General features: G+C 40.8%; 25 protein-coding genes and 1 pseudogene. All 26 read right to left on the bottom strand.

Annotation, left to right across the window (positions count from 1 at the left end):
• Positions 1-43: 43 nt before the first annotated feature.
• Positions 44-823: an L-threonylcarbamoyladenylate synthase gene (locus SOR_RS04285; RefSeq protein ID WP_000160506.1), complete on the bottom strand. Its 780-nt coding sequence runs from the start codon at positions 821-823 to the stop codon at positions 44-46.
• Between the two features lie 32 nt (positions 824-855).
• Positions 856-1449: a 3-isopropylmalate dehydratase small subunit gene (leuD, locus tag SOR_RS04280; protein WP_000410641.1), complete on the bottom strand. Its 594-nt coding sequence runs from the start codon at positions 1447-1449 to the stop codon at positions 856-858.
• A 9-nt stretch (positions 1450-1458) separates the two neighbouring features.
• Entirely contained in the window at positions 1459-2841 is a 1383-nt protein-coding gene (gene leuC / locus SOR_RS04275; protein WP_000907572.1) for a 3-isopropylmalate dehydratase large subunit, read from the bottom strand.
• A gap of 3 nt (positions 2842-2844) precedes the next feature.
• Positions 2845-3114, bottom strand: a complete 270-nt coding sequence (locus SOR_RS04270; protein WP_000700093.1) for a DUF1294 domain-containing protein — start codon at positions 3112-3114, stop codon at positions 2845-2847.
• Complete coding sequence (gene leuB / locus SOR_RS04265; RefSeq protein ID WP_000162532.1) at positions 3111-4148, bottom strand: 3-isopropylmalate dehydrogenase; 1038 nt, start codon at positions 4146-4148, stop codon at positions 3111-3113. Before leuB ends, SOR_RS04270 begins: the two co-directional genes overlap by 4 nt.
• Positions 4149-4159: 11 nt before the next feature.
• Complete coding sequence (locus SOR_RS04260; protein WP_001233219.1) at positions 4160-5722, bottom strand: 2-isopropylmalate synthase; 1563 nt, start codon at positions 5720-5722, stop codon at positions 4160-4162.
• Between the two features lie 314 nt (positions 5723-6036).
• The gene (locus SOR_RS04255) at positions 6037-6693 is read right to left on the bottom strand and encodes an MmcQ/YjbR family DNA-binding protein (RefSeq protein WP_000461567.1); all 657 of its coding nucleotides are present in this window, start codon (positions 6691-6693) and stop codon (positions 6037-6039) included.
• 43 nt (positions 6694-6736) lie between these two features.
• Positions 6737-7369, bottom strand: a complete 633-nt coding sequence (locus SOR_RS04250) for a copper homeostasis protein CutC (protein ID WP_000638803.1) — start codon at positions 7367-7369, stop codon at positions 6737-6739.
• A 93-nt stretch (positions 7370-7462) separates the two neighbouring features.
• Positions 7463-7822, bottom strand: a complete 360-nt coding sequence (locus SOR_RS04245) for a YbaN family protein (RefSeq protein ID WP_001220358.1) — start codon at positions 7820-7822, stop codon at positions 7463-7465.
• 106 nt (positions 7823-7928) lie between these two features.
• Positions 7929-10015: pseudogene (gene topA, locus SOR_RS04240) on the bottom strand (type I DNA topoisomerase).
• Positions 10016-10131: 116 nt separating this feature from the next.
• On the bottom strand, positions 10132-10980 hold the full coding sequence (gene dprA / locus SOR_RS04235; RefSeq protein WP_000705338.1) for a DNA-processing protein DprA: 849 nt from the start codon (positions 10978-10980) through the stop codon (positions 10132-10134).
• 81 nt (positions 10981-11061) lie between these two features.
• Positions 11062-11685 (bottom strand): hypothetical protein, encoded by a 624-nt coding sequence (locus tag SOR_RS04230; protein ID WP_000734757.1) that lies wholly within the window; start codon positions 11683-11685, stop codon positions 11062-11064.
• A gap of 144 nt (positions 11686-11829) precedes the next feature.
• Positions 11830-13653 (bottom strand): translation elongation factor 4, encoded by a 1824-nt coding sequence (gene lepA, locus SOR_RS04225; RefSeq protein WP_001047198.1) that lies wholly within the window; start codon positions 13651-13653, stop codon positions 11830-11832.
• A 78-nt stretch (positions 13654-13731) separates the two neighbouring features.
• Positions 13732-14460: a metallophosphoesterase family protein gene (locus tag SOR_RS04220; protein WP_000133316.1), complete on the bottom strand. Its 729-nt coding sequence runs from the start codon at positions 14458-14460 to the stop codon at positions 13732-13734.
• Positions 14461-16128 (bottom strand): DNA repair protein RecN, encoded by a 1668-nt coding sequence (gene recN / locus SOR_RS04215; RefSeq protein ID WP_000923555.1) that lies wholly within the window; start codon positions 16126-16128, stop codon positions 14461-14463.
• 6 nt (positions 16129-16134) lie between these two features.
• On the bottom strand, positions 16135-16566 hold the full coding sequence (locus SOR_RS04210) for an arginine repressor (RefSeq protein ID WP_001034410.1): 432 nt from the start codon (positions 16564-16566) through the stop codon (positions 16135-16137).
• Entirely contained in the window at positions 16559-17374 is an 816-nt protein-coding gene (locus SOR_RS04205; RefSeq protein ID WP_001041062.1) for a TlyA family RNA methyltransferase, read from the bottom strand. Before SOR_RS04205 ends, SOR_RS04210 begins: the two co-directional genes overlap by 8 nt.
• Entirely contained in the window at positions 17367-18242 is an 876-nt protein-coding gene (locus tag SOR_RS04200) for a polyprenyl synthetase family protein (RefSeq protein ID WP_000743840.1), read from the bottom strand. The genes SOR_RS04205 and SOR_RS04200 overlap by 8 nt, the downstream gene beginning before the upstream one ends.
• The gene (locus SOR_RS04195; RefSeq protein ID WP_000043224.1) at positions 18239-18451 is read right to left on the bottom strand and encodes an exodeoxyribonuclease VII small subunit; all 213 of its coding nucleotides are present in this window, start codon (positions 18449-18451) and stop codon (positions 18239-18241) included. Before SOR_RS04195 ends, SOR_RS04200 begins: the two co-directional genes overlap by 4 nt.
• The gene (xseA, locus tag SOR_RS04190) at positions 18429-19769 is read right to left on the bottom strand and encodes an exodeoxyribonuclease VII large subunit (RefSeq protein WP_000417479.1); all 1341 of its coding nucleotides are present in this window, start codon (positions 19767-19769) and stop codon (positions 18429-18431) included. Before xseA ends, SOR_RS04195 begins: the two co-directional genes overlap by 23 nt.
• A gap of 128 nt (positions 19770-19897) precedes the next feature.
• Complete coding sequence (udk, locus tag SOR_RS04185; RefSeq protein WP_001181369.1) at positions 19898-20536, bottom strand: uridine kinase; 639 nt, start codon at positions 20534-20536, stop codon at positions 19898-19900.
• A 111-nt stretch (positions 20537-20647) separates the two neighbouring features.
• Positions 20648-21526, bottom strand: a complete 879-nt coding sequence (gene truB / locus SOR_RS04180; RefSeq protein ID WP_001013284.1) for a tRNA pseudouridine(55) synthase TruB — start codon at positions 21524-21526, stop codon at positions 20648-20650.
• A 19-nt stretch (positions 21527-21545) separates the two neighbouring features.
• Positions 21546-22634: an AAA family ATPase gene (locus tag SOR_RS04175; protein ID WP_000622663.1), complete on the bottom strand. Its 1089-nt coding sequence runs from the start codon at positions 22632-22634 to the stop codon at positions 21546-21548.
• Entirely contained in the window at positions 22635-23363 is a 729-nt protein-coding gene (locus tag SOR_RS04170) for a hypothetical protein (RefSeq protein WP_001288180.1), read from the bottom strand.
• A 9-nt stretch (positions 23364-23372) separates the two neighbouring features.
• Positions 23373-25046, bottom strand: coding sequence for a phage tail family protein (locus SOR_RS04165; RefSeq protein WP_000426758.1), 1674 nt, complete (start codon positions 25044-25046; stop codon positions 23373-23375).
• 6 nt (positions 25047-25052) lie between these two features.
• Complete coding sequence (locus tag SOR_RS04160; protein ID WP_001002601.1) at positions 25053-26327, bottom strand: DUF2130 domain-containing protein; 1275 nt, start codon at positions 26325-26327, stop codon at positions 25053-25055.
• Between the last annotated feature and the right edge of the window lie 25 nt (positions 26328-26352).

Below are 26352 nucleotides of genomic sequence, written 5' to 3'. Positions count from 1 at the left end.
TAGGAGCTTAAATATCTCATAACACTAGACTTCTTTTTTTATCTTAGTAATATTCACCCTGACGGTAGTCCCATGAGTTAAAGGTATCTGACAGGTGCATCATGATTTTATCAATGTCAAGCCCTTTGCGGATAACAACTGGTGCTGGTGAGATTGAACGGTCTCCTCCTTGTTCTGGGATGAGTTTACCATCTTTATCAACCATAGACACCATCACACCTTGCTCGTAGCGAGTTTCAATGGTTTTGTCAGGTTGGATGGATGCTACATAATCGTCAGCTTCGATGACAAGATCCACTGCTCCTTCGATTCGTTCTCCGATTCCTTCCACCTTACCACGGTTTCCTTTTCCAGATGGGTTAGCTGATGAGGCGTATACCATCTTGCCTTCTTCCCAAAGTTTAGCAGCCAACTGTTCACCAGCTTTACCAAACTTGATGACAAAACAGCTAGTACCACGAACGTCTGTCATGAGTTCTTCACGACCATCACCATATGCTTTCAATTTCTCAAAAGCTTCTGGTTTCCATGGAAGGATACAACCAAGTAGGATGTCTTCGTCCCAATGTTTTTGGTAGAAGGCTTCAATTTCTGGATTGAGTTGTGCTAAAGCACGAAGCTCATCCATGCTACCACAAAGTACAACACCTGGTTTGTTACGGTTACGTTCTTTAGCTTCGAATTTGCGTTCAAGACCTGCCTTATCGCTAGTCATGATAATGTATCCGACTTTAGTAGGGCAAACGATACATCCGCCCTCACCTTTTAAAATGTCATAGCCTTCTTGAGAAAGTGTTCCGTTCCATTGAATGTGTTTTGTCATAGTTCTATTTCCTTTTCTATTTTTATTCTATTCTATTCCTGCCAATAGGCTGGGCGTTGTTTTTCATAAGCAGCAATCAAATCTTCGTACTGCAAGGTAATACCGATATCATCCAAACCATTTAAGAGCTTGTGTTTCCATTCACTATCGATTTCAAAAGTGAATTCTCCAACTGGTGAGATAATTTTTTGTTGTTCCAAGTCTACAGTTACCTGGTCGGTCGGTTTGAGTTGGGCTAGCTTTTCTCTAACCTCCCTAGGCTGAACAATAGGCAACATGCCATTATTGAGTTCATTATTGTAATGAATATCCCCGAAAGATCCAGCAATCACGACCTTAAAACCGTAGTCTGCTAGAGCCCAAGCCGCGTGTTCTCGGGACGATCCTGCGCCAAAGTTGTCCCCTGAGATGAGGATACTGGCTTTTCGGTATTCAGGTCGGTTAAAGACAAAGTCTGGATCCTCTGTGTAGTTATCGTCCAGATAACGCCAAGCATACATGAGGTACTTACCAAAGCCTTTCTTATCAATTAATTTGAGAAACTGCTTGGGAAGGATTTGGTCTGTATCAATGTTATCATTCATGAGAGGAACGGTCGTTCCCGTATAAACTGTAAATTTCTCCATATCCTCTCCTTACTGTGCTTCTGGCATTTGCCGAACATCTACGAAGCGCCCTGCGATAGCTGCCGCAGCTGCCATGGCTGGACTGCAGAGATGGGTCTTAGCGCCAAATCCCTGTCTATCTTCAAAGTTGCGGTTACTGGTTGAAGCACAGTGAACGCCATCAGGTACCTTGTCGGGATTCATCCCTAGACACATGGAGCAACCTGGGTCTCTCCACTCAAAACCAGCATCTAGAAAGACTTTGTCCAAGCCCAACTTCTCAGCAGCTCGTTTGACAGGACGAGAGCCCGGAACTACAATTGCTGTTAGATTGGGAGCAATTTTCTTCCCTTTGACAAATCGCGCAGCCAGTTGCAAGTCACTGAGACGAGCATTAGTGCAAGACCCGATAAAGATATAACCTAGTTCAATATCTGCTGGCTTCTGACCAGGCTCCAAGTCCATGTAATTGTAGGCTCGCTCATCATTCATATCCTTAATTTCTGGGAAGCTACTGTCAAAGTCAACCCCCATAGCAGGATTGGTTCCCCAAGTCACCATGGGAGCCAAGTCTGAAACATCCATCTGGATAACCTTATCATAAACAGCATCCTCATCACTAACTAGGGTCTTCCAGTCGGCAACCGCCTCCTCGAAAGCTTCGGGAACACATTCTCGTCCTTTGAGATAATCATAGGTAGTTTGATCTGGATTCATGATGCCCATCTTAGAGCCAAACTCGATGGACATATTGCAGATAGTCATTCGCTCTTCCATGGTCAGAGCATCAATCGCTTGCCCACGATATTCCACCACATATCCTACACCACAGGCAACGCCGTACTTGGCAATCAAGGCGAGGATGTAATCCTTGGAATAGACTCCTTTTTGAGGAACGCCGGTGAATTCTACCAGCATTTTCTTAGGTTTAACTTGCCAGAGCGTCTGAGTAGCAAAGACATGCTCAACCTCACTAGTCCCAATCCCAAAGGCGATGGCTCCGAAAGCTCCGTGAGTAGCTGTGTGGCTATCTCCACAGACGATGAATTTTCCTGGTTGCGTTCGTCCTGTTTCTGGACCTACCATGTGAACAATCCCCTGCTTTTCAGAACCGTGGGCCGCATGTTCAATCCCAAATTCCTCAACATTCTCAGCAAGCTTATCAATTTGAGCCTTAGAAATCACATCTCGTATATCGTAGATATTAACTGTCGGGACATTGTGGTCAAAGGTTCCAAATGTCAAGTCTGGCCGTCTCAATCTGCGACCTGCATCTCGTAATCCTTGAAAAGCTTGGGGACTAGTCACTTCATGAATATAGTGCTGATCCACATACATGAGTTGGGGTTGCCCCTCTTCTCCTGTGATGACATGGCGGTCCCATAATTTATCAAAAATTGATTTTCCTGCCATCCATTACCTCCAAATAAAATATAAGGCTACTAGTGTGGTTACCATCCCGAGAAACCAAACTGTTTTAAAATACCATTTTCTAGTCTTGTGGTGAAAGGTGATTCCTGCCAACCAGGCACCAAAACCACCGCAGACAAGCGCTAAAGTCAATAATATTTTCTCAGGGATGCGCCAAGCACCTCTTCTTGCCTTGAATTTGTCAATGCCATAAATCAAGAAAACCAGCAAATTCCAAATCAAGAGGGCAAGCGTTATTCCTTCATTTATCTTCATAGTCTTTCAATAATGGCTTCCGTCATTACCTTGGTCGAAGCCTGTCCTCCAATATCTCTCGTTAAAATTCCTGCTGCCAAACTGTTCTCAACAGCATGTTCGATACGCTCCGCATCCTCATAACGTCCAAAGCTATCTCTCAACATCATGGCAACTGACAAAATCATGGAGATAGGGTTGGCAATTCCTTGACCTGCAATATCAGGCGCTGAACCGTGAATGGGCTCATAAAGACTTGGACCTTTTTCAGAATGACTGGCTGATGGCATGACGCCAAGTGTGCCTGATAAAACGCTTGATTCATCAGATAAGATATCTCCGAAAAGATTTTCCGTCACAATGACATCAAACTTGGCAGGATTGGTAATCATGAGCATGGCAGCTGAGTCGACTAGCTGGTGTTCCAAGATCACATCTGGAAAATCTTGCGCGACTTCCTCAGCTACTCTCCGCCAGAGTTTTGATGTTGCTAGAACATTTTGCTTATCGATACTAGTAACGATTTTTCTGCGACTTCTTGCAATTTCAAAAGCCTTGCGAATAATCCGCTCTACTTCCTCATAGGAATAGTCGTTGATATCACGCGCTTTGCGCTCTTCAAGGATATGATCCCCAAAGTAAATCCCACCTGTCAACTCACGCACCACGACAAAGTCTACACCAGCAATTCGTTCCGGTTTGAGAGGTGACAAATGCTTGAGACTATCAAAGATTTTTACGGGGCGAATATTAGCATAGAGGTTGAGTTCCTTACGAAGAGCCAGCAAGCCTTGTTCAGGCCGAATCGCTGCGCCATCATACTGAGGACTACCGATAGCTGCTAGGAGAATAGCATCTGCTTCTCTACATGCCTTAAGGGTTTCATCAGGTAAGGGATGCCCCGCAGCATCAATACCTGCACCTCCAAAGGGGCGCCTGTCTATCACATAGTCAAAGCCAGTTTTTTCGGCTAGAGCTTCCAGAACCACTAAACCAGCTTCCATGATTTCTGGACCGATTCCATCCCCTGCTAGTGCTACTATTTTCTTTGTCATAGCCTTCTCCTTTACACACTAGGCATATCTCGGTAGGAAACGCTGCGCCCCATCTCACCTGCATTCTCTTTTTGAACAAAAGTATTGGCATTGATATAGGCAATAGCGGAAGCCTTCAATACATCGAAATCAAGACCTGCTGCGTTAAAGATGGTTTCTGTATCTCTGTTTTCAACAGTGACCAAGACACGAGCCTGGGCATCGATTCCATCCGTTACCGCGTCAATAGTATAGGACACCAAGCGAACAGATTGGTTAAAGAACTTATCGATAGCGTTAAAGATTGCTTCAACGGAACCTTGCCCTGTCGCATTAAATTCGACTTTTTCACCATCCATATTAGCCAGACTAACAAGCGCTTCAATGTCATTGTCCGCATGGGTTTGAAGTTGTAAATCATCAAAGTGGAAGCCTTCTGGATTTTCAACCATGGTTCCAGCTACCAGAGCTCGAATATCTGCATCTGTGATTTCTTGTTTCTTATCCGCTAGTGCCTTAAACTTAGCAAAGAGTGGTTTGATGTCTTCTTCAGTAAAGTCTAGGGCCAAATCTCTTAGTTTTTCAACAAAGGCATGGCGACCAGACAATTTTCCAAGCGGAAGGCTATTGCTCTTAACACCAACCAATTCAGGTGTGATGATCTCATAAGTGAGAGGATTTTTAAGAACTCCATCTTGGTGAATACCAGATTCATGAGAAAAGGCATTACCACCAACGACAGCCTTGTTTTTAGGAACTGGAATACCAGAGAAGCGAGAAACCATTTCTGACGTATTCATTGTTTCATCCAAAACAATATCGCTAGTTGCTTGGAAGAAATCCTCACGAATCTTCAAAGCAACAGCTACTTCTTCAAGAGCAACATTACCTGCGCGTTCACCGATACCATTAATAGTTCCCTGGACACGTCCAGCACCGTGTTTAATTGCTGTCAAAGTATTTGCAGTTGCCATACCGAGATCATCGTGACAGTGGACACCAAAGACAACTTTATGATCTGATTTAATATTTTCAGTCAAGTGATCAAAGATGCGTGCAAACTCTTCTGGAGTCGTAAAGCCAACTGTGTCAGGGATATTGATATAAGATGCACCTGCATCGACCGCTGTTTGAACGACTTGTAAGAGGAAATCCAACTCTGTCCTAGTAGCATCTTCAGGAGAGAACTCGACAACCTCAAACTTAGAACGTGCATAAGAAACATGCTCCTTGATAGCTTCTAAAATCTCTTCCTTGCTCTTATTGAGCTTATACTTGCGGTGAATCGGACTGGTAGCGATAAAGACATGAATTTGTGGATACTTGGCATCCTTAAGAGCCTCATAACAAGCATCAATATCAGATTTTACAGAACGAGCTAATCCTGTCACTGCTGTTTTTTTCATGGCTCTAGCAATTTTTTGAACGGCTATAAATGAATCTGGACTAGCAGCCGGAAAACCAGCTTCAATTACAGAAATTCCCCATTTCTCCAGCTGTCTTGCAATGGAAACTTTTTCCTTTATTGAGAAGTTAACACCAGGTGTTTGTTCCCCATCACGAAGGCTTGTATCAAAAAATTCAACTTTACGCATAAGATTTCCCCTTTTCCAAATGTGGTTTTAAAAAAACATCTCGCTCAGAAGCCCAAGCGAGATGTTGATTTACTCCCGCTTGGTAAGCCAAACAGGACTAATGCTTTTGCACTAGCCCGAGTACCTCAACAACAAAGCAAATTGATTAAACTTAGCTGTTTTCATGTTTGACTTTCTCCTTCGTTTGATGTCTTGTTTAGTATTTTAGCATAGCTAAAAACACTTGTCAAGAAAAAATCCAATATTTTCTGAAAATTTCTTCAGTAAAGAATATTTTGCTAATTGAAAGTGTTTGAAAACTCAAGCGAATTTCTTTATTTTTTCACGGTCAAGTTCCAACTTCTTTCGATAAGTTCTAACACTTCTTCATCTTGCAAACTATCATCAAGCGCCAGACTAAGCCAGTAGCGTTTGTTCATATGAAAGGCTGGATAAATGCCTTTTTTTGAAAGCAAGTCAGCTACTTGGTCGTGTTTGAGGTTGACTGCTTCGACTAGCCCTTCTCTCCCCTTTTCCAGCTTATCCCAAGGAATTCTCATTAAAACAGCATACCATTTTTGATTACCTTCATGGCGTAATACAGCTGTATCAGGCGATTTCTCCCAAAGATACTCCAACTGATTACCATACTTTTCCTGAACTTGAGACATGATACGCTTAGTCTGAGGACAGATAAAATCCTGTACATCAAAGCAAGCCTTCCGAATCTGGTAAAGAATCTCCAAACAAGCCTCACGGACACTTGCAACAAAACTCCCACGCATGCTTTCCATATGAACTTGAGGATAAAGGTCACCAGTCTCCCGATCAAAAACTTGAAAACTCACATTATCAAGAGTGATGGAGATTGTCATGAAAAATTCACCCTGCAAAATCTGGCAACTATAGGTCCAGACTTCTACATTTTCTACAAAACCATAGGCATGAGCTTTTTCTTTATTAAACTGATAGGATTTAAAAATTTCAAACATAAGTGAAAACTGCTACCAAAAGCTAGCAGTTCCTTTCTATTTTTTAAAAGACAACCTTAGTTCCATGCAATTGTGTCACGCCCAGCTGGTCGATAAAGGTTTGACGGTTATCCAAGTCAATCCCCCCACCTGGTAAAATTTCAATTTTACCTTTTGCATGTTCCAAAATTCTGTGATAGTGTTCAAAACGTTTCTCTAGCGAGTCACCAGATACACCAGCACGAGTTAAGATACGAGTGACACCAGCTTGGCTGAGCCAGTCAATGGCTTCCAACTGGTCTTCATCACTCAATTCATCAAAGGCCATATGGAAGACAATTTCCATTCCTTTAGATGCAACAATTAGCTTCTCCAGATTAGCTTTATCCAACTTCTTATCAGCAGTTAAAGCACCAAATACAACACCTTGACTTCCAGCTTGCGCAGTCAAACGAATATCTTCTAGCATGATCGCTATTTCAAGATCAGTATAGACAAAATCGCCACCACGGGGACGAATCATAGTCATGATGGTGGTATCGTAATTAGCTGCCAGTTCAACCGCTGCCTTGGTCACTCCATAGCTAGGTGTTGTTCCTCCTACTGCTAGATTGTCACAAAGTTCGATTCGACGAGCTCCAGCCTGCATTGCTTTTTCAAGCAAGGTCACATTTTCAGCACAAAATTCGTAAATCATTTGATTCTCCTTGATGTTTTCTTTAAATTTATTATATCATATTATTTTAAATATGCTTTCATTTTTATCAAGGCAAATAACTACTATTTTTATCTATTCTTTGTCAGGAATGACTTTAAAGAGATAGTAGGTGATAAAGATAGTCAAGGCTCCCAGACCGATTTTGACTGGCAAAAGAGGGGCAAAATAAATAGAAATCCCCATCAAGATATAGATGGATACGATGATTTTTTTCTTGCGTTCTCGCGCAATAGACTTGGTCTCGCGAAAGTCAGCTACATAAGTCTGATAGAGCTTGGTGTGATAAAGCCAGTCTTCAAAACGCTTAGAAGATTTTGAAAAGCAAGCGATAGCTAACAAAAGAAAGGGCGTTGTTGGCAAGAGGGGCAAGACAACCCCAACAAGAGCCAAGGCTAAAGAAATAAAACCAATACTGAGGTAAATAATACGCATGTCTTCTCCTAATTGAAATAATCTTCTACTAGTTTCCCACAAAGTGAGGAAATTTGTCAAGCTTCAAGTAAAAAGAGCCTGAAATTTATTTTCAGGACTCTTCGTGTTATTTAATTTTCTCTTCTTCGTAGTCGCCATTACTACATACAACCTGTTTACCACCGCCACGGACCTTTTTCTCCACAAGGAAGTGTCCGCATTTTGGACAATCACGTCCAATTGGTTTGTCCCAGGAAGTAAATTCACATTCTGGATAGCGATTGCAACCATAGAAGATACGATTACGCTTGGTTTTTCGTTCGATGATTTGTCCTTGATGACAGCTTGGACACTCGACTCCAATCTCTTTGACAATAGCTTGTGTGTGACGGCAGTCTGGGAAATTGCTACAAGCATAGAATTACCAAAACGACCGAGCTTAATCACCATTGGACTGCCACAAACCTCACAGTCAAATCCAGCTGGCTCATCCTTTATCTGGATTTTTTCCATTTCAGATTCAGCCTTAGCTACTTCTTTAGAGAATGGTTTGTAAAAGGCGTCAATAACACGTTGCCACTGCTCTTTTCCAACCTCGACATCATCCAGTTTTCCTTCCATTTCAGCTGTGAAGGTCACATTGACGATGTCTGGGAAGTATTCAACGATGAGCTTGTTAACAATTTCACCCAACTCTGTTGGTTCAAAACGTTTAGCTGCAAGGCGAACATAATAACGTTTCTGGATGGTTTCAATGGTCGGAGCGTAGGTTGACGGACGTCCAACTCCATTTTCTTCCAAGGTCTTGATAAGAGTCGCTTCCGAATAGCGAGCTGGCGGTTGAGTGAAATGTTGTTCTGGCTTGCTATTGACCTGCTTGACCACATCTCCAACAGCCATATCTGGCAACATCTTGTTCTTGTCAGAGTCATTGTAGATAGCAAGATAACCATCAAACTTAACTTGACTTCCATTTGCCGCAAACTGAACCCCATTTTGAGAAAGCTTAACAGCCATGGTATCAAAGATAGCTCCTGTCATCTGGCTTGCCACAAAACGATTCCAGATAAGGGTATAAAGCTTAAGCTGGTCTTTGTCCAAGTACTTAGCGATGCTTTCAGGTGTGTTAAAGACACTAGATGGACGAATGGCTTCGTGAGCATCTTGAGCTCCTGAGGCATTCTTGATCTTGCTACCATGCTTGGAATACTTGCTACCAAAACGGTCGTTAATGTAGCTTGCCGCTTCATTCTGAGCCACAGGACTGATACGAGTCGAGTCTGTACGCATATAGGTAATCAAACCTTGCACACCTGATCCGATATTGATCCCTTCGTAGAGTTGTTGAGCCACCATCATAGTCTTTCGAGTACGAAAATTGATTTTGTTAGCCGCATCCATCTGCATGGTTGAAGTCGTATAAGGTAGGGGCGCATTTCGTTTGCGTTCTTTCTTATCTACCTGGTCTACTGTGAAATCTTTGCTAGTCAAATGAGACAAGATTTCTTTGACTTCTTCGTTGGTGGTCAATTTCATCTTTTTGCCATTCATACCATAGAAAGAAGCCTGAAATTGCTTGGTCCCCTTCTTAAAGACACCATCAATTGTCCAGTATTCTTCCGGTTGGAAGGCATTGATTTCATTTTCACGGTCAATGATGAGCTTAAGGGCAACAGACTGCACGCGTCCTGCTGATAAGCCCTTCTTGACCTTTTTCCACAAAATAGGCGAAATCGAATACCCTACCAAGCGGTCCAAGACACGACGAGCTTGTTGGGCGTCGACCAAGTCCATATCAATCTTGCGAGGTTCTTTAAAAGCATTTTTCACTGCATCCTTGGTGATTTCATTAAAGACCACACGGTTGGCATCATTCTCATCCAAATCGAGAATATGAGCCAAATGCCAGGAAATCGCTTCTCCTTCACGGTCCGGGTCACTCGCCAGAAAGACTTTATTAGCTTTTTTGGCTTCTTTTTTCAGATCATTGATCAGAGGACCCTTGCCTCGGATATTGATATACTGCGGTTCGTAGTTATTTTCAATGTCAACAGACATACTGGATTTTTTCAAATCTCGGATATGTCCGACACTGGCTAGAACCTTATAATTTCGTCCTAGATACTTCTCAATCGTTTTTGCCTTGGCAGGCGACTCCACGATGACTAGATTTTTTTTAACTGTTGATTTTTTCTTCTTTGTTGCCGTAGCCACACTATCACACCTTTTCAAAGTAATAAACTTTATAAAGTGTAAACCATTTTTCTATAGCTGTCAAGACTTAACTCCTATATATAGTAGAAAAGTTTATCTGAATGAACAATTTCTCCTTAAAATTCAAACTCTGCTAACACATCTTGACCGCTACTAATCAGCTTTGCTCCCTCTTGAATCAGATGGTGACAGCCATCTGAATGGCCATCTAAAATGTTTCCTGGAATAGCAAAAACATCGCGTCCTTCCTCCATAGCTCGCTCACAGGTAATGAGACTACCAGAACGCATTCTTGCCTCTGCTACAATGACCCCTCGACACAGTCCTGCTATGATTCGATTACGAGCTGGAAAGTGAAATTTCAAGGGTTCCTCACCAGGTCCGTATTCGCTAAGTACCAAATGGTGATTACCAATGTGTTCCTGCAAACGTTTATTGGCACGGGGGTAAAAAACATCCAATCCTGTTCCAATGACAGCAATCGTTCTTCCTCCATTCTGGAGTGCAGCCATATGGGCAGCCGTATCAATCCCTTTGGCCAAACCACTGACCACGATTAACTCGTTTTCCAAACCTTGAATGACTTTCTGAACCGACTTTGCTCCCTGACTAGAACATGAACGACTCCCTACAACAGCAACCTTTGGAAATTTCAATAAGTCTAGATTCCCTTTATAAAACAAGAGAGCTGGAGCATCATAAATCTCACTCAAATCCCAAGGATAACAGTCGTCTAGAATCGAGAAGGATGGAAATTTTTGGAACTCCTTCTCCAACTGAACATCATCTATCTGGAAATAGCGTTCCATAAAGACCGCAGGATTACGACACCCCGATATTTCCGCAATGTCACCTAGCAAGAGCTCCTGATCTACAGTCTCGTCATATTCAAGAACAGTTAAAATCTGTTGATTGGTCAGCCCAGCTTTTCTCAATTTGTAAATCTCATAGTTTGTGATTTTCATATACAACTCCATTTCTTTTTCTACTCATCTATCTATTCGTAAAAAACATAAAAAGAAGACCAAGGATCTTCTTTTTTTCATTTATTCAGCTTTAGTAGTTGACCAGCTACTTTCAACCATCGGTAAGATTGTTTTTAAAGTTTCCCCATCTCCTTCAAGTGAAACATAGCGGATTTTACCATCATTTGATCGGAAAACCCAAGTAACGAGGTATTTCCCTGACTTAGCAATTGCATTGACAACATAGGCTTCATAGCCTCCAATGGTCGATTTGGAGCCCCAAACCTTACTGAAATCAGAGCTTTGTTCTTTGGAAGTTAAAATACTAGAAGAGACAGTCACAACATCCAGTTTAGCATATTCTTCTTCACTGATATTAAACTGCTCAGCCTTGAAGGTATTCAGCGTAACAATGTTGATATCTGTTCCATCACTATACTGTATATCATTTCCACCTTCTACTTCATGAAATCGAACCCATGATTTGGGTACCTTGACAAAACCATATTCATTCGAACCGATAATTTGCGTCTCTTCCTTTTTCGCTTCTGAAACGGCAGAGCTAGAGCTACTCGTTTCCTGACTGCTAGAAGAACTAACAACTGCAGACGAACTTTCTTCGGTTGCTGTTTGTGATTTATTGGAGCATGAAGCTAGAAAAATACTAGCAGTAACTACAGTACCTAAAATTAATAATTTTTTCATCCTACCACCTTTCCATCTGCATTATAAGAAAAATAAGGACTTCTGTCAAATTTTAACCTAATCAATTCTGTTAGTTTCCGATTTTATCACTCTCATTTAAAGAAAAAACTCTTGAAAAATTTTCAAGAGTTTTGTTTTCTATTTCTATTCTTCATCCATGCTTAAGACGCTAAGGAAGGCTTCTTGTGGGACTTCTACTGATCCGATAGCTTTCATGCGTTTCTTACCAGCTTTCTGTTTTTCAAGGAGTTTACGCTTACGAGAAACGTCACCACCATAACACTTGGCAAGTACGTTTTTACGAAGGGCCTTGATATCCGTACGAGCCACAATTTTGTGTCCAATAGCTGCTTGAATCGGCACTTCAAATTGTTGGCGAGGGATGATTTTCTTGAGCTTATCAACAATGAGTTTCCCACGTTCGTATGCAAAGTCCTTGTGAACGATAAAGCTAAGGGCATCGACCTTATCACCATTGAGAAGGATGTCCATTTTGACCAGCTTAGATGGACGGTACTCTGACAATTCATAGTCAAAGCTTGCATAACCACGAGTCGAGGACTTGAGCTTATCAAAGAAGTCAAAGACGATTTCAGCAAGTGGAATTTGATAGATAACATTGACACGATTGTCATCAATATAGTCCATGGTCACAAAGTCCCCACGTTTGCGTTGAGCTAATTCCATAACTGCCCCAACAAACTCCTGTGGTACCATGATTTGCGCCTTAACATACGGCTCTTCAATAGTCGCAATCTTGGTTGGGTCTGGAAACTCTGATGGGTTAGACACATCCATAGACTCACCATCAGTTTGGTTAACCTTATAGATAACAGACGGAGCTGTCATGATGAGGTCGATGTTAAACTCACGTTCTAAACGCTCTTGGATAACATCCATATGGAGAAGCCCAAGGAATCCACAACGGAAACCAAATCCCAGCGCCTGCGATGTTTCTGGTTCAAACTGCAGACTGGCATCGTTGAGCTGCAATTTTTCAAGGGCTTCACGAAGGTCATTGTATTTATTTGACTCGATTGGGTAAAGCCCTGCAAAGACCATAGGATTCATCTGCTTATAGCCATCTAGCGGTTCAGCTGCAGGATTGCTTGCTAGGGTCACTGTATCTCCGACACGCGTGTCTTGAACTGTCTTGATAGAAGCCGCAATATAACCAACGTCCCCAGTCGCTAGGAAATCACGCCCTACTGCTTTCGGTGTGAAAATACCAACTTCCGTCACATCAAAAGTCTTGCCATTGCTCATGAGTTGAATCTTATCGCCAGGTTTAACAACTCCGTCCATGACACGAACTTGGAGGATAACCCCACGATAAGCATCATAAACTGAGTCAAAAATTAAGGCCTTGAGTGCTGCCGTCACATCTCCCGTTGGGGCTGGCACTTTTTCAACGATTTGCTCAAGAATTTCTTCTATACCAATACCAGCCTTAGCAGAAGCTAAGACCGCTTCGCTGGCATCCAGTCCAATGACATCCTCAATCTCTGTACGAACACGCTCTGGATCAGCTGCTGGTAGGTCAATCTTGTTAATGACGGGCAGAATTTCCAAATCATTATCCAAGGCTAGATAAACGTTGGCAAGAGTTTGCGCCTCAATCCCTTGGGCCGCATCGACTACCAAAATTGCCCCTTCACAGGCAGCTAGCGAACGCGACACTTCATAGGTAAAGTCCACGTGTCCTGGCGTGTCAATCAAGTGGAAAATATAGGTTTCGCCATCTTTTGCAGTGTAATTCAGCTCAATGGCATTGAGTTTAATGGTAATCCCACGTTCACGCTCAAGATCCATACTATCCAGAAGTTGGGCTTGCATTTCACGACTAGAAACCGTCTCCGTCTTTTCCAAAATGCGGTCTGCCAGCGTTGACTTCCCGTGGTCAATATGGGCGATAATAGAGAAGTTTCGAATCTTCTCCTGTCGTTTCTTTAATTCTTCTAAGTTCATGCTGCTCTTCCTTTCAGGGTATCTATTAATTATAAATTGTTTTTAACATTTTGACAAGACCATACCCTGCTAGGAGTACTAATCTTCGGCAATAAAGCCATCATTTTCGATAAAGTGGTGTTCTGCCATTCCTTGGTCTGTAAAGACGATCCCATGAAGGACACCACCATAGACAGCTCCTCCATCCATGCCAATCTTGCCATCATCTGTTATCCAAAGCTCAGCAGTACCTCGGTCTTGCTTTAGCAAACCATAAACCGGTGTATGCCCAAAGACAATGGTTTTTCCAGTATGATTTTCGGCTTCGTGGAATGGTTTTCTGAGCCAGACTTTCTTGTAATCAGTCGTTTCATGCCAATCATCCAAGGTCAAATCAATACCAGCATGAACAAAGATATACTTGTCTGTCTCTACTACAAATGGCATTTGACGAATAAATTCGACCAAGTCTGCCGCTTCAGTCGCAACACGCTTGGCATCTTCTACGCCATCAACTGGTGCATCCAAGGGACGACATAGGATAGAGTTAATAGTTGTATCTCCACCATTGCGACGATAATGGTCATAGCTTTCTTCTGGGTCATCGAGCCAAGTCAGAAACATATACTCGTGGTTTCCTGATAGACAGATAGCCCCTTGATTGTCGACCAAGTCTTTGACCATTTCTAGAACACGGCGACTATCTTCACCTCGGTCAATCAAATCCCCTAGAAAGAGCAACTGGGTGTGACCATCCCAGGTTTTGAGCAGATCTTCTAGCATACCTGCTTTCCCGTGAACATCTCCAATAACATAATAGTCTGTCATTTATTTCTCCCTCGTTTGCAATAATTCTCTCGCTTGGGTAAGGGCCGCTTCGGTTACATTCTCTCCTGCTAACATCTTAGCAACTTCCTCTACTCGTTCTTCTAAAGTCAAGAGACGAACTGTCGAAACAGTTGAATGTTCGTCACTAATCTTTTCAATAAAGAATTGATAATCCGCGATCGCAATCACTTGTGGAAGGTGAGAAATAGCAAGAACCTGACCATGCTGGCCAATCTTATGAATCTTCTGAGCGATGGCTTGAGCAACACGACCTGAAACTCCCGTATCCACCTCATCAAAGACTATACTGGTCTTACCTTCCTTACGAGAAAAGGCAGACTTGATAGCCAACATCAGACGAGACAATTCTCCTCCAGACGCCACCTTGACCAAAGGTTTAAAGTCCTCACCTGGGTTAGTAGAAATGTAAAACTCAACTGCTTCATTTCCTTCACGGCTGAATTTGCTCTTACTAAAGCGAACCTGAAATTGAGCTTTCTCCATATAGAGGTCTTGCAGTTCTTGTTTAATCTCTGCCTCAAGCTGCTGGGCCAAATCATGGCGAGCTATTGCAAGCTGTCCTGCCAAGTCAACAAGATTGACTTCCAATTTCTTAAGCTCTGCTTCCATGTCTTCGGAGGAAAGGTTATTTCCTGTCAAGAGATTGTACTCATCCGTAATCTTAGCAAAATAAAGCAGGACATCATCCACAGTTCCACCGTACTTACGGGAAATAGTATTCAGAAGATCTAGGCGATTCTCAACCTGCATGAGTCGATTGCCATCAAAATCTAGATCTTCAATAATATCTTCCAAACGCTTTGTAATATCTTCTAAAACATAGTAGGTCTCTGACAGAGAACTTGAAATTTCACGGTATTCAGGGTCGTATTCTTCAACACTTTCCATGTCATTCATGGCTGAACGGACATTAGCAAGACTGGAGAATTCCTCATTGTCCAACATAGTGTAGGCATTGGTTAGCGTATCTGCAATATTCTTATGATTGAGGAGTTTATCTCGTTCTTGGTTGAGAGCCAAGTCTTCACCTGCCTGTAAGTTCGCTGCCTCAATCTCTGCCATTTGAAATTCCAACATCTCAATACGAGCCTTGTGTTCCTGTTGGTTTTTCTTGACTTCTAGAACCTGCTTACGCATTTTGCGATAGGCATCAAAGCTCGTCTGATAAGTCTCCTTCAAGTCCAAGAAAGCTGCATCACCAAACTCATCCAACATCTGGATGTGCAGTTGTGGACGCATTAACTCCTCTTGGTCATGCTGACCATGGATATCCACAAGGTGTTGCCCAATGGCACGCAAGACAGACAGATTGACCATCTGACCATTCACGCGACTAACACTACGACCATTTTGCAAAATTTCCCGGCGGATGATAATTTCATCACCCATTTCCAAACCTTGCTCTTCAAAAAGTTCCTGTAAAAGGCGACTATTTTCAACCGAGAAAAGCCCCTCTATCTCCGCCTTTGGCGCACCATGACGAATAACGTCTGTCGTTGCACGAGCCCCCAACATGAGATTCATAGCGTCGATAATGATAGACTTTCCAGCACCCGTTTCCCCAGTCAAAACAGTCATACCCTTTTCAAAATTGAGCGAAATCGCCTCAATAATGGCAAAGTTTTTTATTGAAATTTCAAGTAACATACTGACCTACCATTTTTTGACTTGTTCAACAATTTCTTCAGCTGCCTCTGCTGTTCTAGCTACAATTAAGATAGAATCATCATCTGCTAGACAGCTAAAAATATGTTCAGAGAATGTCTCAACCAACTGACTCTTCACAAAAATAGTATTTCCAGGAATGACAGAAAGGTTGATCATATTTCCCATTAACTCAGAACTCACAATATTATCCTCAGCCAACTGCAAACTTTTGACGATTGATTTTGGCAACTCATAGATATAGGTGTTGTTCTTCAAAGGAATTTTAACAATTCCAAGTTCTTTGATGTCCCTTGAGACAGTAGCTTGAGTAGCAGAAATACCTGCTTCCCTCAAGTACTCAACAATTTCTTCCTGAGTCCCGATCTGGTAATCCGTAACAAATCTTCTAATTTTTTCAAGTCTCTCTTTTTTATTCATCTTTAAATTCTCTATGTGCTCTCTCTACAACTTTTTCTATTTTGGGGGCAACTTGATTGCTTGCTCCCTCTTCCTTTTTCAAATATGCCAGAAATTCGATGTTTCCATGTCCTCCTTGGATTGGTGAATAGTCTAATCCAACCACTGAAAAACCTTGTTCAACCGCCATAGCAGTGACAGATTCAAGGACAGTTTGATGAACCTTGGCATCTCGAATGATTCCATTTTTCCCTATTTGCTCACGACCTGCTTCAAACTGAGGCTTAACAAGTGCTACCACCTGCCCTTGATCTGCCAAGACACGGTGCAAGGCTGGTAAGATCAGACTGAGGGAAATAAAACTCACATCAATACTGGCAAAGCTTGGTTCCTGCTCAAAGTCAGTCTTTTCAGCATAACGAAAATTAAACTGCTCCATGCTGACAACCCGTGGGTCTTGGCGTAATTTCCAAGCCAACTGATTGGTACCGACATCAACTGCAAAGACTAACTCAGCACCATTTTGCAACATAACATCAGTAAATCCTCCAGTAGAGGCTCCGATATCAATCGTGGTCGCCCCATCCACTGACAAATCAAAGACTTGCAAGGCCTTTTCCAGTTTTAGACCACCACGGCTGACATACTTGAGTTTTTCACCTTTGAGTTTTAGTTCAGTATCATCTGGGATTTTCTCTCCTGGTTTGTCAAAACGCTCCCCATTAAGGACTGCTACGACTAGACCAGCCATGACACCACGCTTGGCTTGTTCACGCGTTTCAAACAAGCCCTGTTTATAAGCTAGTACATCCACTCTTTCCTTAGCCATTGATTCTCAAACTTTCTACTACATTTACAATCGGTTCTGTTTCAAAGCTAGCCTGCTCAGCAATTTCTTCTAATTTAGCCATGGCTTGATTCAGAGTTTCGTTACAAAAGTCAATAGCCTCTTCCAAGCCCAACAAGGCTGGATAGGTTGACTTTTCTGCCTGTAAATCCTTTTGTGGTGTCTTGCCTATTTCCTCAAAACTAGCGGTCACATCCAGTACATCATCTCGAACTTGAAAGGCAAGGCCAATCAATTCACCCACAGTTTTCAGTTTTGCTTGGATTTCTGGTGCTAATTCAGCTATGATAGCAGCTGCTTGGAAAGGATAGGCAAGTAACTTACCAGTTTTATTAGCGTGAATGGTCTGAAGTTCTTCCAAAGACAAATGTTGGTGTTCGCCTTCCATATCTAAAACCTGCCCTGCCACCATGCCTAGACTTCCTGAAGCAAGGGATAGGTTGGCAATCAAGTCCACCTTGATCTGACTTGGCAAATCTGCCTGAGCTATCAAGGCATAGGGATCTAGGAACAAGGCATCTCCTGCCAATATTGCCATCGCTTCGCCAAATTTCTTATGATTAGTCAACCGACCACGACGGTAATCATCATCATCCATGGCAGGAAGATCATCGTGAATCAAGCTCCCTGTATGAATCATTTCCAAAGCCGCAGCCACTTGAGCATGTGCTGGTCTAATAGTAACGTGCAAGGATTCCAGAACCTCTAGCAAGAGAAAAGGCCGAATTCTCTTGCCACCAGCATGAATGGAATAGAGAACAGCTTCTCGTAAACTAGAAGCAAACTGCTGGTCTCCATAAAAATTTTCCAAAGCCGACTCAACAAGAGCTAATTTTTCTTGCTTCTTCATTCAAAATCACTTTCTGTTCCGTCTTCTTGCATGACCTTGACCAAGGTCTTTTCAGCCTTGTCCAAGGTCGCTTGGAGCTCTTTTGACAAGACCATACCCTTTTGAAAGGCAGCAATCGCATCTTCCAGAGCAATTTCACCGTTTTCCAAACTTTGGACAATGCTTTCCAGTTCTGCTAGATTTTCCTCAAATTTCTTTTGTTTTGACATCTTTAACCTCTAATTCTACCTGACCATCTCGCATCAAAAGCGTCACTTGGTCTTTTTTCTTCAAACTCTCAACCGAATCCACAACTGTCTCTTCTTTTTTGACAATAGCATAGCCACGCGCCACAATTCGGCTCGTATCCAACATCAGCAATGCTTCCGAAAGTCGCTTGACCTCAGCAACCTTGGCATCATAAACCAGCGCCATTTGACCACGGAGGAGCTTGTCCAACTGACCTAAACGGTCTTGATAACGCTGGATTTTGGTTATAGGTGATAATTGGACTAGTTGATGCGTCCTTGCTTGGACTAGCTGTTTATTATCAGAAATCCGTGTTCGCAAACTTTGTTTTAATCGCAGTTGTAGTTGATCTAACCGTTGCAAATATCCATCGTACAAGCGCTCTGGCTGTCTAAAGATGACTGACTGACTGCATTTTTTCAGAGCTTCTTGTTTCTTAGATAGGACATTTTGTACAGCTGTCGCCATTCGTTTTTCCTGATTTTGCAAATGGGTCAAGAGATCCAACTTAGTGACAGGTGTTGCCAGTTCAGCTGCAGCTGTTGGTGTCGCCGCCCGACGATCCGCTACAAAATCTGCCAAGGTCACATCCGTCTCATGCCCCACACTAGAGATAACTGGTAAACGAGATTCAAAAATCGCTCGTACCACGATTTCTTCGTTAAAGGCCCAGAGATCCTCGATGGAACCACCACCACGACCAATGATGAGAACATCTAGGTCCTCACGTTGATTGGCACGCGCAATATTTCGAGCAATTTCCTCCGCTGCTCCATCACCTTGTACCTTGGTCGGATAGAGAAGGATATCAACACCAGGAAAACGTCTGCTGACGGTCGTGATGATATCTCGAATAACGGCTCCACTACGACTGGTCACCACACCGATTTTCTTAGAAAATTGGGGAAGAGGTTGCTTGAAGCGTTCTTGAAAGAGACCTTCTTCCGTTAGTTTTTTCTTTAGTTGTTCAAACTGAATCGCAAGCGCCCCAACCCCATCAGGTTCAGCCTTCTCAATGATGATAGAGTAGCTCCCGCTCGGTTCATAAACCTGAACTCGTCCAATCACATTGATTTTCATCCCCTCTTCCAGGTCGAAACCTAATTTCTGATAGATCCCTGACCAGATGGTCGCTTGAATGACTGCGTGGTCATCTTTTAGGGAAAAATATTGGTGAGTAGGTCGTTTACGAAAGTTGGAAACTTGACCAGTTAAATAGACCCGTTCCAAGTAAGGGTCTTTATCGAATTTCATTTTCAGATACTTGGTCAAAGTTGTTACCGATAAATACTTTTCCATCTCCACCTACTATTCATTTTCTTGCTTTTCCATGGGTATTATTATACCAAAAACATGCTTAAAAATCACCTTTTTCCTACCGAAACTAAAGGAAAAATAGAAAAAGGAGGCATAGCCTCCTCATCTGATTATTTACTGTTTCGCGCTTCTTCCAAAATCTTTGCAATCTTGGTGGTCAAAAGGTCGATAGCAACTGTATTGCTGACTCCCTCAGGAATGACGATATCAGCATAACGCTTGGTCGGCTCGATAAACTGGTGGTACATGGGTTTGACCACACCCAAATACTGATCAATAACGCTATCTAGACTACGGCCACGTTCTTCCATATCACGCTTGATTCGACGAATAATGCGCACATCATCATCTGTATCCACAAAAATCTTGATATCCATCAAATCGCGCAGGCGCTTGTCCTCCAAGACCAAAATCCCCTCAACGATAAAGACATCCTGAGGCTCCTGACGATAGGTCTTGCTACTCCGTGTATGTGCTGTATAGTCATAAGTTGGTATGTCCACTGGGCGCCCTGCCAACAATTCCTTAATCTGCTCGATCATCAAATCTGTATCAAAGGCAAATGGATGGTCATAGTTAGTTTTGACACGCTCTTCAAAAGTCAAGTGAGACTGATCCTTGTAGTATGAATCATGCTCAATCATGGAAATCTTTTCATCAGGGAAATGCGATAAAATGGCTCTCGAAACACTGGTCTTACCACCACCAGAACCACCTGTCACTCCGATAATGATTGGTCTATTTTGCATGCTATCCTCCGTTTTTTTATCCGTGGTCTATTCTATCACATTTTTTGCAAAATTTATAGTCTGATTTGGATAGTCTAGGGGAAACAAATCCATCCCCACACTCCAGTTAGACTAGCTAAAAACCTTCCTTGGTTTGTAGAAATTGTCTCGTTTTTCTAGAATGGCTAGCAATTTGTCTCCCTCAAAGGCAGCCAATTCTTGGTCCGTTTGGTCTAGCTCGATAAAACGACCAAAGCGCACTTCTGTAGCCTCTTCTGGAGTTAGGAAAACTTTGACAAGGTCACCTATTCCAATCTCTAGAGGATGGAGAAAGTCCAGCTGACCAGCCTCCACTTTTTCAGCAATTTCGTCCAAGGTAAGAGCATCCTCCAGTTGTAACCCTGCAGCACTCGTCCGTGTCAGATGGGACATATGGGCCGCATAACCAAGCTTCTCTCCCAAGTCAACTGACAAGGTACGGATATAAGTCCCCTTACTGCATTTTACACGAAAAGTAAATCGTGCGAGGTGATTCTCATAAGAAATCGGACTAGTCCGCTCAAATTGATAAATGGTCACCTGACGTTCTGGACGCTCCACTTCCTGACCAGCACGCGCATACTCATAGAGCTTGCGACCATTAACCTTAACAGCCGAATACATAGGTGGAATCTGAGTAATAGGCCCAGTCAGACTCGCAATCGCTTCATCGACAGTGGTTTCATCCAAGGACGACAAAACAGGTGTCTCTGCGACCACTTCTCCACTGGCATCCTCAGTCGTCGTTGAATAACCAAGAGTGATCTCCCCCTCATAGACCTTGCCCTCGTCCTGCATAAACTCGACCATGCGGGTTGCCTTGCCAACTGCAATAGGCAAAACACCCACCACATCTGGATCCAAGGTCCCACCATGACCAATCTTCTTGGTTCCCAAAATCTTACGCAGTTTAAAAACCGCATCATGCGAGGTCATCCCCGCTTCTTTTTTTAAGTTGATAATACCGTTCATTTGTTGCTTTCTAATTCAATTAAAATATGTCGTCTTCAAGAATTGTTACATAATTCTCTTTTGTAGCAAAAGAAAGGTTACTTAAACGTTTTGCCTGATTCATAATAATTTTATCAAATACATTTCTTACAAATCGACCATTTGCATTTTTATTTTCAGAATTGCTACTATGTAATTCTAAATATTTTTTTAATGTTTCTTTTGCAGAATCATGCAAATTGTACTCTTCATTTTTACAATATGAAAGAAAAATGTCAAACATTTGGTCCACAGTATAATCTTCAAACGTAATAAAATAATTAAATCTTGATTTTAACCCAGGATTAGATTCAAAAAATTTTTTCATCAATTCATCATATCCAGCAACAATAACCACCAAATCTTCACGATAGTCTTCTAATGCTTTAGTTAACTCAGTTAAACACTCTCGACCATAACTATCACTTTTATCGTTTTCAGTAATACTATATGCTTCATCAATAAACAATACACCCCCTTTGGCTTTTTGTATCAATCTCTTAACTTTCAAAGCCGTTTGTCCTTGATATTCTGCTATTAAGTCTGTTCTACTTGCCTCAATAAAGTGGCCTTTACTTAATATTCCTAATGACCGATACATATTCCCAACGATTCTAGCCACAGTAGTTTTACCAGTACCTGGATTACCTAAAAACGCCATATGCATCGTTCTATTTGTTTTTTTAAGACCGATTTTTTCTCTACTTTGTTGAACTTTATTAAATGCGACTAGATCTTCAATCTCTTTCTTCACATTTTCTAAACCTATTAATGACTTTAAATCATTTGCTAGTGCTTCAAATGATTTATTTTTTTTTGTTTCTTTCAAAATCAAATAATCTGTATCAATAACTCTAGAGCCAAGATATTTATACAATAATTCCAATATGCTAGTTTGCTTATCTTTCATTTTAGAGAATGTCTCTTTAGTAGTTAAGTTTCCTAATCGTTTTATAAACTCTAAGTCAGCATTTTTAACATTATCAACAATATCTTGAAGAATTGCTTCTAATTCATAAGTACTATTTGTTAAATTATCAATTTTCTTCACTTCTGATTTTAACAGTTTTAAATATGTTTCACTAATCATCTACATTCCTTTAAATAACAGAAATACTACTATTAGAGCGGATAAGATTCCTAAGGTATAGAATCCTTTTCTAAGGAAACTAATCTCTTTTTGTTTTTCCTCTAATTCAGTTTGAAATTTCTCAACTATTAAAGTAATATTTTTACTTTCGTCTATTAATAGAACATTCATCTTATCTATGTCGTTTTTTAGTTCATTTTGTGTTTCTTCAACTTGTAAATGCAAATCGTTAAAACTATTTTCTAGTTTTCCTAAATCATGAAGTCTATCATGGTGTTTCTTTAAAACATCAATTAAATCTTTATTCTGTTTAAAAACATCATCTAATAGTTTTTTATTACCAGTTTGATATTCTTCTATCTCGTGCAATCCCTGTGTAGCTTTATTATTTGCCTCTTTGGCTGCAATCAAAGACTTTGAAATTTTTTGAATATACTCATCATCTAAAAGTTGAAAAGTTTCGTAAATTGTATTAAATTCTTGAATAATCTTTTTAATATGCTTGTTTTGTTCAATCATTCTATTTTGAACAGCATCGGTGAGAGCATTTAAATCCTTGCCAGTAACATCATATTCCGTGTTAATAAATCCAAACATAAGATTATCTTGGGGGACAGTTGGTAAATCTGATTGTTCTGGAATCTCTTCACTAAAAGCTTTTAACGCTTCTTTTTTCTCATTAAATTTTTCAGACTTTACCAAAACCTGAATCTCTAGTTCTTCTGACATAACATTCTCCTATAATAAATCGTTTAATACATTTTGCATTTCTTCAAGTTCACTTTGCTTTTCATCAAAGTACATTTCGTTAGCTAATAATCGCTGTTTGAAATCAATCTTTGAATTAGAAAACTCCTCTTGAACATTACCAAGAAGTTCTCTTAGTTTTTGATGGTTCTTAGCCATCTTACTGAAGATATCATTTCTCTTAACAGCAACATTCTGCTCGGCAACAAAAATTTGAACATCCTGAATTCTTAGCAATTCGTTCTTCTTATCAGCTTGTTGTTTTTGATTTTCCCCAATTAATTTTTTTTTTGAAATAAATTGATCAAGTCCGTTAATGATTATCGCTCCTAAGATTCCAGTTAGTAAACTTGCTAAGAACATCCCTAAAATATTAGCAATTGTTCCTAGAAGTTTTATTTCAAAAGTCATACCTGGTATCTTATTTAAGAACTGTTCAAAATATTCTCCTAAAAACATTGCTCCTACAGCAACTAAACCCGATGTAATAATTTTTGAAATGTGAGCTATCTTAATTGCTGTAGAATGTGTTTGATTTTCTGGGTTAGATAAATAAGAAATGCTTTCTCTGATAGAACCAAATAATTGTTTAATCAAGTTTGGAAGTTTTTGTAATTTCTGGTTAAATGCGCCAATAATTTCTCCAACAATGCTTCCAACAAAACTATCTACACCCACTTTAATAAAATCTTTGATTTTACCAAAAAATGAATGAAGAGCTTTTTTCATTTCCTCCATAAATGTATCAAAAGATTGTTTTTTTGCTTTAAAATACCTCACTAAAGCATTCATTATTTCTTTTAGCATTCCAAATAGAGCTGCAACAAATATAGCTTTTATAGCATCTTTACCAGCTTTATTGGCCATTCTGACAGAAGCTTTCTTTGCAATATCCTTATTAATAGCTTTCTTCGCTGTTTTTTCAGATTTGAGCATTTTCTTCGAATCAGCTGCTAATTTATCATTTAATCTTTTATTATTTTCAGCTTTAAGATTTCGCTTTTCTGCATCTGAGATATTCATCTTATCTATTTTTTCATTTGCTTTTTTAACTTGTTCTCTAAGATTTTTTTCTCTTAGTTCCCTATTTTTTATGTAATCGCTATTGGATTTTGCTCCTTTACTTTTATTAAGAGATTCATTAGTCGCAGATAAATTTTCAGATTTGTTAGCTAAATCAGAAGGATCAATATCTGCTATTTTTCTCCATGGATTTTCAAAAATCTGTTTTCGCGGTACGACGTGATCCAGATTAGCTTTTTCGTTTATTTTTAATTTTTTTCCGGTGTATTCATCCTTCAAGTTTCCTAATTTTTGCTTATGTTTCATTGCCTTATTTGCATCAGTATATCTTTTGTCTTTAACAATCCGATCAGCAATTTCTTTTGTATAGCCATTTGGGTTCTTTTCGTTATATTGCTTTAATAGTGTATCACTTGTCATATCTAAACCAATTTGGTTCCCGAATTGATTCCAAATTTCATCTAAAATAACATCTCCTAATTTATCCGGTGAACTAATTTCTTTACAATCTAGTTCTAATTTCTCAAGATTAGAAAACTCCATTGTAAATTGCTGTTCCAACAGTTCTTCTAACTCATCATAGTTTAAATTTTCGGACTCATTTACTTCTTCAGTATTCAATACTAATAATTCATTTTCCACTGCTTTCTATTCCCCCTTCAACGCTTCAAACTTCGCTTTCATGGTTGGATTTTTCCGGGTCAATTTTTTAACCGAAACATCTTCCAATTTATTGTTAGCGAGGCGGAGTTGGTTTTCAGATGTGGTTAGGAACTTTTTGACCTCTTCCATGCGTTTGATGGCTTTATCAATTTCATCAATAGCTTTTCCAAAGTTGGTTGAAGCAGAGTTGTAGTTTTTGGCAAAAGCTACTTTGAAGGCATCCAAATCTTCCTCAAAATGCGTAATATCGATATTCTGCTCCCGAACAAGCGCTAACTCCTGCTTGTATTTTAGGGAATTAAGTGCAGCATTTCGTAAGAGACCAATTAACTGGATAAAGAACTGGGGACGAACCACATACATCTTTTCATACTCATGACTGACATCGACAATTCCTGTGTTAAAGTAGTCGTTATCTGCTTCTAACATGGTCACCAACACGGCATATTCACAGTTCTTCTCCCGACGATCCTTGTCCAATTCCTTGTAAAAATCTGCATTCTTATGCTTCTTTTCTGTGCCGTCCGCTTCATTTTTCATTTCAAACATGATAGAAATGAATTCTAACCCATTTTCATCACATTCACGGAAGATAAAATCGCCTTTAGAACCACGCGCAGAAACCTTATTATCCTTCTCAAAGTAGGCATTTGGAAAAGCAAAACTACGGACCTTGTTAAACTCACTTTCCGCATACTGTTCTAAACTTTCCCCGATAGCTTTGGTTGATTGTTGAGCTTTGAAATTCTTGTAAAATTCTACTTGTTCACTAGCAGCCTTGAGCTGGGCTTCGTAATTCTGCTTAACAGAAGCCAAAGACAACTCATTTTCCTTTTCTTGCAAGAGGAGCTGATTTTTAACTTGATCCCGTTCTTTTTCTAGGTCAGAAAGGGTCTTTTGCAGTTGATTTTCATGCTCCAAACGCAAGGTAGCCAGTTGGTTTTCCAAGGCCTGCACTTCCTTGTCCTTAGCCAATAAAGCCTCATGGCTTATCTGTTCAACTTCTTTCTTGGCCAACTCTTTCTCTGTATCAAAGTTTTGGATTTGGCTCTGCAATTGCGCAATTTCTTGATCCTTCTGAGCCAGTTTAGACTGTTGCTCATTCATAGCCTTTTGTTCAGCCAAGGCCAGCTCCTGCTTCATTCGATCGTGCAATTCCTTATCAAACTCAGCCGTTCTCACTTGGGATAAAAGTTCGGCATACTGACTTTCATTTACTGTAAAGACTTCCCCACAGTTGGGACATTTGATTTCGTTCATAACTTTCCTCTTTCTAGACTTCTGT

This window comes from Streptococcus oralis Uo5 (assembly GCF_000253155.1).
Lineage (GTDB): Bacteria > Bacillota > Bacilli > Lactobacillales > Streptococcaceae > Streptococcus > Streptococcus oralis_L.
Note: the sequence above shows the minus strand (reverse complement) of the source record. Positions and strands in the feature narration are given on the sequence as shown.

Coding starts and splice junctions, on each gene's coding strand:
- SOR_RS04285 (WP_000160506.1), bottom strand. CDS start 823: ATGACAAAACACATTCAATGGAACGGAACACTTTCTCAAGAAGGCTAT.
- leuD (WP_000410641.1), bottom strand. CDS start 1,449: ATGGAGAAATTTACAGTTTATACGGGAACGACCGTTCCTCTCATGAAT.
- leuC (WP_000907572.1), bottom strand. CDS start 2,841: ATGGCAGGAAAATCAATTTTTGATAAATTATGGGACCGCCATGTCATC.
- SOR_RS04270 (WP_000700093.1), bottom strand. CDS start 3,114: ATGAAGATAAATGAAGGAATAACGCTTGCCCTCTTGATTTGGAATTTG.
- leuB (WP_000162532.1), bottom strand. CDS start 4,148: ATGACAAAGAAAATAGTAGCACTAGCAGGGGATGGAATCGGTCCAGAA.
- SOR_RS04260 (WP_001233219.1), bottom strand. CDS start 5,722: ATGCGTAAAGTTGAATTTTTTGATACAAGCCTTCGTGATGGGGAACAA.
- SOR_RS04255 (WP_000461567.1), bottom strand. CDS start 6,693: ATGTTTGAAATTTTTAAATCCTATCAGTTTAATAAAGAAAAAGCTCAT.
- SOR_RS04250 (WP_000638803.1), bottom strand. CDS start 7,369: ATGATTTACGAATTTTGTGCTGAAAATGTGACCTTGCTTGAAAAAGCA.
- SOR_RS04245 (WP_001220358.1), bottom strand. CDS start 7,822: ATGCGTATTATTTACCTCAGTATTGGTTTTATTTCTTTAGCCTTGGCT.
- dprA (WP_000705338.1), bottom strand. CDS start 10,980: ATGAAAATCACAAACTATGAGATTTACAAATTGAGAAAAGCTGGGCTG.
- SOR_RS04230 (WP_000734757.1), bottom strand. CDS start 11,685: ATGAAAAAATTATTAATTTTAGGTACTGTAGTTACTGCTAGTATTTTT.
- lepA (WP_001047198.1), bottom strand. CDS start 13,653: ATGAACTTAGAAGAATTAAAGAAACGACAGGAGAAGATTCGAAACTTC.
- SOR_RS04220 (WP_000133316.1), bottom strand. CDS start 14,460: ATGACAGACTATTATGTTATTGGAGATGTTCACGGGAAAGCAGGTATG.
- recN (WP_000923555.1), bottom strand. CDS start 16,128: ATGTTACTTGAAATTTCAATAAAAAACTTTGCCATTATTGAGGCGATT.
- SOR_RS04210 (WP_001034410.1), bottom strand. CDS start 16,566: ATGAATAAAAAAGAGAGACTTGAAAAAATTAGAAGATTTGTTACGGAT.
- SOR_RS04205 (WP_001041062.1), bottom strand. CDS start 17,374: ATGGCTAAGGAAAGAGTGGATGTACTAGCTTATAAACAGGGCTTGTTT.
- SOR_RS04200 (WP_000743840.1), bottom strand. CDS start 18,242: ATGAAGAAGCAAGAAAAATTAGCTCTTGTTGAGTCGGCTTTGGAAAAT.
- SOR_RS04195 (WP_000043224.1), bottom strand. CDS start 18,451: ATGTCAAAACAAAAGAAATTTGAGGAAAATCTAGCAGAACTGGAAAGC.
- xseA (WP_000417479.1), bottom strand. CDS start 19,769: ATGGAAAAGTATTTATCGGTAACAACTTTGACCAAGTATCTGAAAATG.
- udk (WP_001181369.1), bottom strand. CDS start 20,536: ATGCAAAATAGACCAATCATTATCGGAGTGACAGGTGGTTCTGGTGGT.
- truB (WP_001013284.1), bottom strand. CDS start 21,526: ATGAACGGTATTATCAACTTAAAAAAAGAAGCGGGGATGACCTCGCAT.
- SOR_RS04175 (WP_000622663.1), bottom strand. CDS start 22,634: ATGATTAGTGAAACATATTTAAAACTGTTAAAATCAGAAGTGAAGAAA.
- SOR_RS04170 (WP_001288180.1), bottom strand. CDS start 23,363: ATGTCAGAAGAACTAGAGATTCAGGTTTTGGTAAAGTCTGAAAAATTT.
- SOR_RS04160 (WP_001002601.1), bottom strand. CDS start 26,327: ATGAACGAAATCAAATGTCCCAACTGTGGGGAAGTCTTTACAGTAAAT.